Annotated in this window: 10 protein-coding genes; 7 read left to right on the forward strand and 3 right to left on the reverse strand. The window is 51.5% G+C overall.

Going from position 1 to position 12459, the window contains the following annotated elements; genetic code table 11:
• Positions 1-957: an HNH endonuclease gene (locus ACEQ15_RS03085; RefSeq protein ID WP_370277569.1), complete on the forward strand. Its 957-nt coding sequence runs from the start codon at positions 1-3 to the stop codon at positions 955-957.
• 86 nt (positions 958-1043) lie between these two features.
• Positions 1044-1604: a hypothetical protein gene (locus ACEQ15_RS03090; protein WP_370277570.1), complete on the forward strand. Its 561-nt coding sequence runs from the start codon at positions 1044-1046 to the stop codon at positions 1602-1604.
• A gap of 134 nt (positions 1605-1738) precedes the next feature.
• Here ACEQ15_RS03090 and ACEQ15_RS03095 read toward each other — a convergent pair whose 3' ends face one another.
• Positions 1739-2698 (reverse strand): permease, encoded by a 960-nt coding sequence (locus tag ACEQ15_RS03095; RefSeq protein ID WP_370277571.1) that lies wholly within the window; start codon positions 2696-2698, stop codon positions 1739-1741.
• Positions 2699-3389: 691 nt separating this feature from the next.
• Complete coding sequence (locus tag ACEQ15_RS03100; RefSeq protein ID WP_282354508.1) at positions 3390-4661, reverse strand: aromatic ring-hydroxylating dioxygenase subunit alpha; 1272 nt, start codon at positions 4659-4661, stop codon at positions 3390-3392.
• 366 nt (positions 4662-5027) lie between these two features.
• On the opposite strand from ACEQ15_RS03100, the gene ACEQ15_RS03105 reads away from it, so the two are divergent.
• Genes ACEQ15_RS03105 through ACEQ15_RS03115 form a run of 3 tightly spaced genes read left to right on the forward strand, consistent with a single transcriptional unit; the run spans position 5028 to position 8806 of the window.
• A complete protein-coding gene (locus tag ACEQ15_RS03105) occupies positions 5028-6155 on the forward strand; it encodes an FAD-binding oxidoreductase (protein ID WP_370277572.1) in 1128 nt (375 codons plus the stop codon).
• A 45-nt stretch (positions 6156-6200) separates the two neighbouring features.
• Positions 6201-8087, forward strand: a complete 1887-nt coding sequence (locus ACEQ15_RS03110; protein WP_370277573.1) for a DUF294 nucleotidyltransferase-like domain-containing protein — start codon at positions 6201-6203, stop codon at positions 8085-8087.
• A 2-nt stretch (positions 8088-8089) separates the two neighbouring features.
• Positions 8090-8806 (forward strand): 3'-5' exonuclease, encoded by a 717-nt coding sequence (locus ACEQ15_RS03115; RefSeq protein ID WP_370277574.1) that lies wholly within the window; start codon positions 8090-8092, stop codon positions 8804-8806.
• A gap of 3 nt (positions 8807-8809) precedes the next feature.
• Here the strand turns inward: ACEQ15_RS03115 and ACEQ15_RS03120 are convergent, their stop codons facing one another.
• The gene (locus ACEQ15_RS03120; RefSeq protein ID WP_370277575.1) at positions 8810-9205 is read right to left on the reverse strand and encodes a DUF2391 family protein; all 396 of its coding nucleotides are present in this window, start codon (positions 9203-9205) and stop codon (positions 8810-8812) included.
• Between the two features lie 328 nt (positions 9206-9533).
• Between ACEQ15_RS03120 and ACEQ15_RS03125 the strand changes: the two genes are divergently transcribed.
• Both ACEQ15_RS03125 and ACEQ15_RS03130 read left to right on the forward strand, forming a co-directional pair.
• Positions 9534-11738 (forward strand): putative bifunctional diguanylate cyclase/phosphodiesterase, encoded by a 2205-nt coding sequence (locus ACEQ15_RS03125; protein ID WP_370277576.1) that lies wholly within the window; start codon positions 9534-9536, stop codon positions 11736-11738.
• Positions 11739-11786: 48 nt separating this feature from the next.
• Positions 11787-12459, forward strand: a 673-nt coding sequence (locus ACEQ15_RS03130; protein ID WP_370277577.1) for an agmatine/peptidylarginine deiminase, incomplete at its 3' end; no start/stop codon positions are given.

Raw genomic sequence — 12459 nt, forward strand, 5'->3', positions numbered from 1 at the left:
ATGCAAAGACCTGCAATACCTGCAGAAATAAAAAGAGCTGTCTTGGTTGAGGCCGGTCATCGTTGTGCAATACCAAGATGTGGTGAAACGGAGCTAGATATTCACCATATTGTTCCTTGGGAGACATGCCAGAAGCACGAGTACTCAAACCTTATTGCGCTATGCCCTGTGTGTCATCGGAGAGCGCACAAAGGTGAGATTGATCGAAAAGCATTGTTGCAATACAAAGCTGCTCTCATTGCGACGGATAGTCCAGGTTTGCAAGGTAACTTCGATGCACCAATTGTTGAGATTCGAAGGCGAATATCTGAATTCAATCTTGACGTTCCTGGGTACAGATTCGAGTTCGATTTTCCAGATTTCCAAGAGCCTGTCCGCCGTGTCGTTTCGAAGAACCTTGAGGCTTGGGGGAATGAGCTGCTTGCGCAGTTCAAAGAAAATCAGGAATCGTATGTTCCTTTTGAAACTGAGGGTGATGCTGAAATAGATTCTTTCTTTACGACACCTAGTCAGCTCAAGGGTACTTATCAGGTAGTTAGAAACGACGAGGCGGTGATTAGCGTTGAATATGTGTTAGATCGCTACTTCACGGGAGCAGCACATAGCGGAAAACACACGCGCGTTCAGAATTTTCTGATCAAACCATTTCAACCAGTCACACTTACTGAGTTAATGGGTGAAACTTCATCGATTGAAGATCTGTCATCATTGATTCGTGAAATCCTTCTTGATAGTGGGCAATATGATGAAGAGTGGGTTCTAAGAGGTACGGAACCGAAGGAAAGAAACTTTTCCCGATTTGTTCTGGAGGAGCGTGGCGTACGGTTTACTTTCGAAGAATACCAAATTGATTGTTATGCATCTGGCAGACAAAAGCTATGGATTAGCTATGATCAGATGAAGGGCGTAGGCAATGCTTCTTTAATAGAAAAGATCAATAAACACGACTTCTATTAAGCGTGGGTGCAATCAGTATTGCATGGCTTGGACTCACTCTGCTCGCCGGTGCCGCAAACGGTAAGAATCAGTATTAAGGAATAGTGATGGCAGATGCCCATATTGTAAGTAATTTCTACTACAGAATAGCTCTTGAGAATTGTGAACGGTTTGAGGTCTATTCCGACAAGGTTGAGAAGGTACTTTCTAGCGATAAAGAAGACTGGATGAAAGATATGGAGAGCAGTGATTATCGTCATCAAAGTCTGAAATGTGCTGTTCAAAGTATTGTATTCTCGGCGATGTGCCTTGAAGCATTCATTTATGCGTATTCAGAAAAGCACCTTGGAAAGAGCTATACGAAGCAGCATATCGAGAAGCTTAATATCGAATCAAAGTTTATCGTTGTACCGCGATTGATTGTTGGTAAAGAGATTGATAAATCCGGACAGGGTTACGAGATGCTCAAAAAGCTAATCTCAGACAGAAACAAAATTGTTCACTTTAAGTCGATGAAGGACTTCTTGAATCAAGGTTCGTTTCTCCCAGATTCGATGCAGAATGGCTTGCAAACAGTCTCTGAAGTTATGAATGAACTTTGCAACATTCATCCTGAAGAGAGACAATATTTTGAAGCTATACCGATGCATGCAGAGTGTTTCGCTTAACGAGTGCATGAAGCCGGTAGCTGTGGCGATGATTCAATACTGCAGTAAGTAGGGTGCAATAGCAGCACGTATTGCACCATAAGATTTGCGCGGTGCGTTACGCTTCGCTACCGGCACCCTACCGAAAGACAGACTTAAAGAATTAAGTGGTTAAAACTAAATCCACCAATCACTGCCATGCTGAAGATTACGGCCAGGAATGCGATCAGTAGCGGCCAGTAGAACAGACGCTTCAGCATGATCACCTCCGGCAGGCTGGCACCGCCGCTGCCGATCACCAGGGCGATAATCGCGCCCATACTCACACCTTTTGCTGCAAATGAGCCAACCAGTGGCAGCAGGGCAGTTACACGGATATACAGCGGAATACCAATTAGGGCTGCGGTTGGTACGGCCGCTGGGTTATCGGCGCTGGCTACTTCAGCGAAGAAATCCGCAGGTACAAATCCGTGTACGAACGCACCGATCAGCATCGCAACCACCATGTACGGCAGCATGGAGCGGAACAGTGACCAGCTTTCTTCCCAGGCTTTTGCCCAGATGGATGGTTCTTTAGGTTCCGGCGTGCCGCAGCAGGATGTGGATTCGCTGCTGTCGCTTTCAGTACTACAGCCAGTGCTGCAGCCGGATGGTTTGTTGGTCAGCATCTCCTGTTTGAGATAGCGCTCAAAGCCAAAATGCTGCAGCAAGACGCCTGCGATGATGGAGGCGGTCAGCGCGAGTCCTGCATACCAGAGGGTGACGTTCAAACCCAGAACCGGAATGAAGAGGGCGATCACAATTGGGTTGAGCAGCGGGGATGTAAACAGGAAGGTCATAGTTGGACCGAAACCTGCGCGTGCTTTGAGGAGTCCGATCAGCATCGGAATAGTGGAGCAGCTACAAAATGGGGTGACGGCACCAAGTCCTGCTGCCATCAAGTAACCGCGACCTTTGCGGGCGCCCAGCAAGCGCTGGATCTTTTCCGCAGGCAGTTTCTGGTTGATCAGGCCTACCGCGAAGCTGATTACCAGGAACAGCACGGTCAGTTCGAGGAATAGCTGAACGAACATCTCGGCGCTGTCGATCAGCATCTGCTGGGTTTGTGGGCTCATGGGTGGATCTCTCCTTATATAATTCCATAAATATGGAAATAATTGGTTAAAAAAGAGCGACCAAAGAAGGTCGCGTATGGATTCATATATTCATAATTCCATATATATGGAAGTATGTTTGCATGAGCTTCGGTAGGAGGTCAATATATTTCTACAGATTTGGAAATGACGCAATTGGTGTGAGCAGGCAAGCAGGCACAAAAAAGCCAGCGAAATGTCGCTGGCTTGCCATGCTCCGTGCTGATTTGGAGAGACACCGGGTCAAAGCTCAGGTGGTAGCCGTTGAGTCAGCCGATTGACCGGCTACGCCCTAGGGCCTGATAAAAGGCACGCTCTGGAGTCAGTTTTGTCTGTCCGTGTCAGCAAAGAGTGCCGCAGCTGTGTGGGAGTGCGCTGCGGCCAGGCGGAATCATGGAACCTTCGAATAAGTCCAAGACTTTCTCTGCGGTCGATACAACAGCCTAATGCGCGAAAGGTAGCGCAGCGGAATTACTAGTCCTTTCCAAGCTGCCTGACAAAGCAGCAGGCTGTTTTAGCGTCCGCCCTACGGGGCTTTAAGGGCAATCCGATATCTGTGTTAGCGATTTTTGCCCGGCAGGCGCTCCTGAGGCAACCAGCATGCCTGTAATCGCTGCCTTGATCTCGAATCGCCCTTAAAGCCAGAGTCGTTTCGGACTTGTTCGCAGGTTCCTTAACCCTTCAGGTTTTTCTGAACGGTTTCGGAGTACCACTCCATGAAGTTCACGATACCGAATTCGAAGGTCTCGGAGTATGGACCTGGCTCGTAACCGATGGAGTTGATACCCAGCTGGTTCTCTTCACCCAGGATACGGTCCTGATCGTTGGTTGCATCCCAAACCTCACGCAGACGTGCTGGATCGTAATCAACACCTTCTACCGCGTCTTTGTGTACGAACCACTTGGTGGTCACAATCGATTCCTGAGCGGAGATCGGCAGTACACGGAACACGATGAAGTGGTCAGACTGCATGTGGTTCCAGGAGTTCGGCAGGTGCAGGATACGCATGGAGCCCAGACTTGGGTTCTTGATGCGGCCCAGCATTTTCTTACAACCGGCTTCGCCGTCCAGGGTCATTACCTTGGTGCCTTTTTTCAGAGGCATACGAACGATACGGTTGCGCAGGCCCGGGCCGTAGCTGCGGTGTTCGTGAGGAATGCCTTCCGCATCCCATTCTGCTGCCTGTGCCGCGCAGTGCTCTTTGAACTCGTCAGACGCACGTGGGTCGTTGGTGTCGTCCCATTCCAGCAGGGTGTTCAGCAGCTCCGGGTGGTTACCGGCACAGTGGTAGCACTCACGGTTGTTCTCGATAACCAGTTTCCAGTTGGCTTTCTCGTACATGTTGGATTCCACCGCCAGTTTGGTGTTCTCCACGTCGTACGGTTCCATGTACTCTTCCAGGGTCGCCAGGAACTCGTCGAAATCGCCTTCCGGCTCGTTTTTGCCCAGGCTAACGAAGATGAAGCCACCCGCAGTCTTGGTGTGTGCTTTCTTCAGGCCGTGCTTCTTCATGTCGAAGGCATCGCCCATCTCGGTGCCTGCGAACAGCAGGTTACCTTTCAGGTCATAGGTCCACTGGTGGTATGGGCATACCAAGTTAGCTACTTTGCCGCGGTGTTCAGTACAGATGCGAGAACCACGGTGACGACAGGTGTTGTGGAACGCCTGAACGCCGCCGTCTGCGTCACGTACAACTAGGACTGGGTTCTGGCCGATCTCAACGGTGAAGTAGTCGCCTTTGTTTGGCACTTCACTGGTCATACCTACGAACAGCCACTCTTTCTGGAAGACTTCTTCCATGTCGATGCGGAACATCTGTGGATCGTTGTACAGCGGCGCAGGCAGAGAGTAGTTAGCCGGACGCTCTTCAAGCATCTTCGCCATCTCTTCGCGCGCATCTTCGATGGTCGCGTTACGGGTGTTGAGCAGATCGTTCTGGTTCATTGTCTGTTGGTCCTCACCAAAAGCACCGCGGTGCTATTTGTTAGATCTATCCATGGCCTTCGGGATTGGGAGTCTGCTTTCTTTGCTGGTCTTCTCTTTAGGAGTTGCCCTTTACAAAGTGCACAGATTCTTTATTTCCTTACGACATGTGTTGTTTTTGTTGATGGGGCTATGCTCGCTCAAGAAAGGGGGAGGAGAATGACCATTCGCGACATTCTGCTGTACATAAATCGACCTCCAGAGTGCATGGTTATGGGGAATGGTCGCAATGAGCAACTTCTTGTCGCTGGTGGTTAACTAGCTGGAAAGTTCTGGAACGACAATGGCTGAAAAGGTGAATGACCCACCCCGAATGAGAGAATAACTATGACCAATTCAGTTCCAGTGGTTGTCAACAATGACAGTTTTGCCCCAGTTCACACACAGACTTGGGTAAATGGTCGCCACAATGTCCGCTGTGTAAAAGTAATCGAAGAAACCTGGGATGTGCGTACCTTCTGCTTTATGTCTGAGCAGCCGGTGATGTACTTCTTCAAGCCGGGCCAGTTTGTGACCCTGGAGCTTGAGATCGAAGGTAAGCAGGTGATGCGTTCGTACACCATCTCCAGCTCACCGTCTGTGCCGTACAGCTTCTCGATTTCTGTTAAGCGTGCACCGGGTGGTCTGGTATCTAACTGGCTGCACGACAACATGACCGAAGGCGACGAGCTAGCTGTGCACGGACCGGTGGGTCAGTTTAACTGCATCGACTTCCCTGCAGAGAAAGTACTGCTGTTGTCTGGTGGCGTGGGTATCACGCCGGTGATGTCTATGGCACGTTGGTGGTTCGACACCAATGCCGACGTTGATATGGTGTTTGTGCACAGTGCACGTACTCCGCGTGATGTTGTGTACGCTCGTGAGCTGGACCACATGGCGTCGCGTATAGGCAACTTCAGTCTGCACCTGATCTGTGAGCGCATCGAAAATGGTCAAGCGTGGCACGGCTACCGTGGCTACCTGGATGCGGCGAAGCTGGAGATGATGGCGCCAGACTTTATGGAGCGTGAAGTGTTCTGTTGTGGTCCAACGCCATATATGAACGCTGTGAAGCAGTTGCTGGAAAGCAAAGGCTTCGATATGTCCCGCTACCACGAAGAGTCCTTCGGTGAAGCGCCGTCTGGTGTGGTGGAAGATGCACTGGAGCAGGCTGAATCTGCGCAGGCTGAAGCGGATGCAATTACCCAGTCCGATATGGTGCGTGTAGAATTCACCAATAACGGCAAGAGCGTTCAGGTGGCGCCGGGTGAAACTCTGCATGCCGCAGCAGCCAAGCTGGATCTGAACATCCCTAAAGCTTGCGGGATGGGCATCTGTGGCACCTGTAAGGTATTGGTGAAAGAGGGTGAAGCCACTATGGAGCACAACGGTGGTATCACCGATGACGATATCGAAGCAGGTTACGTGCTCTCTTGCTGCAGCGTACCGAAGAGCGATGTAGTCGTAGAGTACTAATATTTAGGAATGCAGGCCTGCTGTCTTTGTTTGATGTGAGGTGGAATGGAAGCAGAACAGATCGAGATCGCCGGGTTTCTCCGGCAGTATCCGCCCTTTAGTCAGTTGCCGGAGCAAACGGTCAACTACGTCGCAACGCAGATCGAGATCTCTTATTACCGGGCGGGCACTGATGTGTATCGCTTTGGTGATGAGATCCATGACCTGTGTGTAGTTCGCAGCGGTTCGGTAGAGATCTACCGCCGTAACGGCAAGCTCTACAACCGACTGAGTGAGGGCGATCTGTTCGGTCAGTTGGGGATGTTAATGGGAAACCGGGTGCGCCTGCCTGCGCGCACCATGGAGGATTCCCTGATCTACTTCATCCCCGAGTCGGTGTTTACCGAGCTGTGTGACCAGTTCGACGAGTTCGCCTATTTCGTAGAGATGGACGACAACGGCGGGCTGAGTCATGCAGTATCCATCAAAAAAGACAGCAACGATCTCTTGGGTTCCAAGATCACCAAGCTCATTTCCCGTGAGCCGGTGACCATCGATGCCACATCGACCATCCGTCAGGCGGCCCAGAAGATGACCGAAGAGTCGGTCTCCTCTCTGTTGATCATGGAGGAGGTGGCTGACGTGGAAGATTCTGGTCAGATCCGCCAGGCGTTGGCCGGTATCCTCACCGATCGTGATCTGCGTACACGCGTTGTTGCAACAGGGGTTGACCTGGACGGTTCAGTGACCGACGTGATGACCCGCAATCCAATCACCCTGGATGACGATGCCTACGCCTTCGAAGCGATGCTCACGATGCTGCGCTTCAACCTTCACCACCTGCCTATTCTTGAGAATCGTCGTCCGATCGGTGTACTCGCGACATCCGATATCGTGCGTTACGAATCTCAGAACAGCCTATATATGGGCGGGACGATTTTACGTCAGAGCAGTGTTGAAGAGCTGGCACGGGTCGCGACCGAAGTAAAATCCTGTTTTGTGCGCATGGTGCACGAAGACGCCAACTCCCACATGATCGGCAGCGCCATGTCGGTGATTGGGCGTGCCTTCAAGCAGCGTTTGCTGGAGCTTGCGGAAGAGCAGTTGGGTAAACCACCCGTACCGTATTGCTTCCTGGCGCTGGGCTCCATGGCACGTGATGAACAGTTGGTGGTGACCGACCAGGATAATGCCCTGATTCTCGATAACGGTTATGACCATGAGCAGCATGGCGAGTACTTTGAGGAGCTGACCAAGTTTGTCAGCGACGGCCTCGATGCCTGTGGTTACACTTACTGTACCGGCCTGATCATGGCCACCAATCCGCGCTGGCGTAAAACACGCCGCGAATGGGAGGAGTGTTTTTCCGATTGGATTGATAACCCTGATCCGGAAGCGCTGCTCAATTGCTCCATCTTCTTTGATCTGGACGGTGTATACGGCAAAACCGATTGGGCGGAACAGCTTAACGCGTTTGTTGTACGACGCTCTGGCCAGTCACCTCGATTCCTGGCCTGCCTGGCGCGTAATGCGCTGAATCGCACCCCACCGTTGGGTTTCTTTAAGGGCTTCGTGATGGAGCAGGACGGCAAACATCGCAAATCCATCAACCTGAAACGTCGTGGCACGGCGCCGCTGGCTGACTTGGTGCGTGTGCATGCGCTGGCGGTGGGCTCTACGGCACGCAACTCCTTCGAGCGTCTGGATGATGTGATTAAGGCGGGCATTTTGCCTGCGGATCGTGGTACTGATCTGCGCGATGCGCTGGAGTTTATCTCCATGGTGCGTATCCGCCATCAGGCGTTGGAGCTGGAGGCGGGTAATGAGCCGGATAACAACATCGAGCCAGACAATATCTCTGACTTCGAACGCCGCAATCTGAAAGAAGCGTTTATGGTGCTGAGCAACGCCCAGCGTTTCCTGAAATTCCGTTATCCATTTACACGGAAGTGACGATGGCGGATGTGAATACGCAAGCTGTTTCTGATTGGTCTGCATTCTTTCGAGAGCAGGCGCTGATCTGTGAGGATGAGCGTTTGCAGCTCTATTACGGGGCCGGCTGTCCTGCGGCAGATACGCCGTTATCTGAGATACCCTTTGTTGCCCTGGACTTTGAAACGACCGGTTTGGATGCTGGAGTGGATGAGATCGTCAGTATCGGTTTGGTGCCGTTTGATCTGCAGCGCATCCGTGTGCGTGAAGCCAAACAATGGTTGTTGAAACCCCAGCAGGAGCTGCATGAGCAGTCCGTGGTGATTCACGGTATTACTCACTCTGATGTGAATGATGCGCCGGATCTGAATATGGTGTTGGGACCGCTGCTGGAAGCACTGTCCGGTCGGATCGTTGTGGCGCATTACCGCTATATTGAGCGCGAGTTTCTGGATGCCAACGTGCAGCGAAGAATTGGCGAGGGCATTCAGTTCCCGATTGTCGATACCATGGAGCTGGAAGCAACCCTGTACCGAAAACGCTTTTCTGTATTCTGTAGCAAGCTGATGGGGCGCAAACCCACTTCAATCCGTCTGGCAGACAGTCGTACCCGTTATGGTTTGCCGCACTACGGATCCCACGACGCCTTGGTTGATGCCATTGCAACAGCTGAGTTATTGCAGGCACAGATCCGTCATCGCTATAGCGAAGACACACCGATCAAAGATCTTTGGCTCTGATCTTCACTCCTTATCAAAGCTATCCACGATAATGGCGCCCATCGATGCGGGCATACTGATGACAATCAGTCTTTTCAGTGCGATTGCCGGGTCGGAGAGTAGCGGGAATTTGTTGAGCGCCAGCAAAACCAGCGCGACAACAATGCCTGCGATCAGATAGGCGATGCCAATGCGGAACAGAAAGACCGGGACTCGATAGCGGATATTGCCCTGAAAAACGCTTTCGTAGGCAAAAAAGCCCAGAAAAAACACCGACAACAAAAACAGCAAAAGCAGATTTGTCAGCGGTAGTGTTTCGCCCAGTCTCCAGGCTTCCTCTGAAAACGATATCGGTACGGCCAGTGCAAATGCACCGATCATCACCTGGCTGGCATCTTCCAGATTAAAACTGATCTTCATCCGAATCCGTTCCCTTGAATAGTTTGTTTTCAGCGTAGTCGGGTATGTCAAACCCTGCTGGCACGTAACACGTTTTGGTTGAGTTATCCGCTAGTTAGTTAGGCCTTGTATAGATAGTGATCATTGAATTTGAGACAAGGAGCCTATGACGTGGATTTACTGAACCGAGAGGTGAGAAACTTGTGGTAATAGCAGTTGAAACAGGTTTAACATGCAGGAGGTTGATCTGATGGTCGAAACGGAATTTGGGGCGGGTATGTTTACGCTCTACTAGGGTTTTGTAGCATCTCGATGTTGTGTCCAGAGCTTCGGAAGTTGGGACTAGAGTGTGTCTATAAATGAGAGCGTAGTTTTCAGTGCAGATGAGCTAAGTGAACTCTGTGGCGAGGGTTACTTTAATGTACTGATGAAAAAGCTCAGCCAGCTTATTAATGCCGATTACACCTTTGTTGCGCGTATTCTCGATCCGTCCACGGCTGAAACCGTGTCGTTTTGGGGAAATGAAACGCTTTATCCGCCAATTCAATACAGTCTGAAAGGCACGCCCTGTGAAGATTTGCGCTGCAGTGGTGAGTCTTGTGTGCTCCACAACGTCACCAATGAATACCCCGCAGATCAATTCCTGATAGACCTGTCCGTAGAAGGCTATATCGGGATCACCCTGAGTGACGAGCAGGGTGAGGTGATAGGTATTCTTTCTGCGCTCTATTGCTCACCTATACCACAAGACCAGGTTGAACTGATTACCCGCTACTTTATGTCGTTCGCGAATCGTGCATCGCGTGAGCTGGAACGCATCAAGTATGAGCATCTGCTTAAACATCAGATTAAGGATCTGCAGGTAACTAACGATCGCCTTCAGATCGCCCAGCAAGTCTATGACTTCTCTAAAGACGGCATCATCGTTACCAATGCCGAGAACGAGATTGTCTACGTCAACGCGTCGCTTGAGGCGATGTCCGGTTACTCGCTGACTGAGCTGGAGGGGCGTGATCCACGTGTCTTAAGTTCGGGCCAGCAGGACAGACTGTTCTATAAAGGGTTATGGAATGACCTGGCCTACAAAGGTTACTGGCAGGGCGAATTCTGGAACCGCAGTAAAGATGGGGAGCTGTATCCAGTCTTTACCTGCATCAGCAAGATTCCGGATGAACAGGGTGGCGTAAAAAGCTATGTGGCCATTCACCGCGATATTACCTCTGAAAAGGAAGCGCAGGCACTGATCGCGTATCAGGCGACCCACGATTCCCTGACTGGAATGCTCAACCGTTATGAATTTAATGAGCAGCTCGATCGTGAGCTGTTCAAGGTGAAAGCGCGCAAGAATCAGGGCGCCTTTATCACCCTGGACGTGGATGACTTTAAGAGCATTAACGACACCCAGGGACACGGCATTGGCGACATGTTGCTGCAGATGATCGCCAAGCGAATTAAAGACTGCGTTCAGGATAGCGACATCATTGCGCGTCTTGGTGGTGACGAATTTGCGATCTTCACCGAGTTCACCGATATGCACACCGTCGAACAGCTGATCAATGATCTGCTGGCTGCGTTTAAGCCTGCCTTCGAGTTTGAAGCGCTACGCCTGCGCTGTAATACCTCCATCGGTGTCAGTATCTTCCCGCAGGATGCTGTTGACTGTCATGAGCTGTTTAAGTGCTCGGACCAGGCGCTGTATCAGGCAAAGAATGCCGGTGGGGCGACCTACGCCTTCTTTACGCCTGAGCTTAGGGTCGCGGCCGAACGCCATCAGGAAGTACGCCTGCGACTGGCCGATGCGATTGAGCAGGGCCAGATTGAGGTGAAGTACCAGCCTATCGTTAATTTAGCGTCTGGCCGGGTTGCCCGGGTCGAAGCGCTGGCGCGTTGGACCGATGACACGTTGGGGCCGGTGCGTCCTGACGAGTTTATCGAGATCGCCGAGCACTCTGGACTGATCCAGCCGCTGGGTTGTCAGATTGCGGAGAAGGCGCTAAATGGTCTGGCGCGAATCAATAGGCATTTGAATCGACCGATTGGTATTTCGATCAACCGCTCACCCCAGGAATTTGTGGAGCTGGTGGATGAGTATGATGCGCTACCCGATCTGGCCAAAAATGCGGGTGTGCCGCCGGAGTTGATCTCAATTGAGCTGACCGAAAGCCTTATGATGAAAGATCCGGTGTTGGCGAAGAAGCAGCTTAACCAGCTCAAAGAGGCCGGCTTTAAGCTCTCCCTGGATGATTTCGGTACGGGCTACTCATCGCTCGCGTACCTGAAAAACTTTCCGTTTGATGTGCTGAAAGTGGACCGTTCCTTTATCAACGATATCACCGAAGACAAAGACGACTACGTGTTGGTGAAAACCATCCTGGAAATGGCCAAAAACCTCGGCATGCACTCAGTCGCGGAAGGTGTAGAGACAGCGGGGCAGCTGGCGTTGGTAGAGCAACTTGGCTGCGAGTGTGTACAGGGGTATTACTATTCGCCGGCTGTCAGTGTCGATGAGTTGCTGGAATATATTGCCGAGCATTTCCCTTCCCAGCTAAAGTGACCTGAATCCTCAGATCATTGCTATCTATTTGAATCATCCGGAGACGACATGATGTTATCACGGCGCCGTATGCTGACACGGGCGTTATCACTGGCCTCGGCCGGTGTTTTGTTGCCACGACTAGGGATTGCAGCTATGGGACAGGGCAAACAGGCTTTTCATATGCCTGATGAGAACGCACCGCACACACGGACCTGGATGGCGTTTGGCGCCAGCAGAAAGATTTGGGGGCGTGAGCTGTTGCCCGACGTACGGCGAGACCTGGCGACTATTGCAAAAACCATTGCCCGTTACGAGCCCGTGACTATGCTGGTGCGCGAGCGTGAATACGACATTGCTCGTAGCCTGGTAGGTGACACGGTAGACCTGCACGTTGCTGAGATGGATGACCTCTGGATGCGGGATACCGGTCCTGTATTCGTGATCAACGGCAAAGGTGAAAAAGCCGCGGTTGACCTCAACTTCAACGGTTGGGGTGAGAAGCAGGACTACGACCTGGATGCCGAAGTGGCGGAAGAGGTGGCACAAGCTGCTGGCGTGAAACTGTTGCGTACCGAGCTGGTGTTGGAAGGTGGATGCATCGAGGTGGACGGTGAGGGCACTGCGATCATCGCCGAGAGTTGTGTGCTGAACGACAACCGCAATCCAGGCTGGAGTAAAGCCGAAGTAGAGGCAGAGTTGAAGCACTTGCTCGGCCTGCAAAAGATCATCTGGATACCGG

It is taken from the genome of Pontibacterium sp. (assembly GCF_964228735.1).
Lineage (GTDB): Bacteria > Pseudomonadota > Gammaproteobacteria > Pseudomonadales > Balneatricaceae > Pontibacterium.

Excerpts from the sequence above, each read along its gene's own strand:
- ACEQ15_RS03085 (WP_370277569.1), top strand. The coding sequence starts at position 1 with ATGCAAAGACCTGCAATACCTGCAGAAATAAAAAGAGCTGTCTTGGTT.
- ACEQ15_RS03090 (WP_370277570.1), top strand. The coding sequence starts at position 1,044 with ATGGCAGATGCCCATATTGTAAGTAATTTCTACTACAGAATAGCTCTT.
- ACEQ15_RS03095 (WP_370277571.1), bottom strand. The coding sequence starts at position 2,698 with ATGAGCCCACAAACCCAGCAGATGCTGATCGACAGCGCCGAGATGTTC.
- ACEQ15_RS03100 (WP_282354508.1), bottom strand. The coding sequence starts at position 4,661 with ATGAACCAGAACGATCTGCTCAACACCCGTAACGCGACCATCGAAGAT.
- ACEQ15_RS03105 (WP_370277572.1), top strand. The coding sequence starts at position 5,028 with ATGACCAATTCAGTTCCAGTGGTTGTCAACAATGACAGTTTTGCCCCA.
- ACEQ15_RS03110 (WP_370277573.1), top strand. The coding sequence starts at position 6,201 with ATGGAAGCAGAACAGATCGAGATCGCCGGGTTTCTCCGGCAGTATCCG.
- ACEQ15_RS03115 (WP_370277574.1), top strand. The coding sequence starts at position 8,090 with ATGGCGGATGTGAATACGCAAGCTGTTTCTGATTGGTCTGCATTCTTT.
- ACEQ15_RS03120 (WP_370277575.1), bottom strand. The coding sequence starts at position 9,205 with ATGAAGATCAGTTTTAATCTGGAAGATGCCAGCCAGGTGATGATCGGT.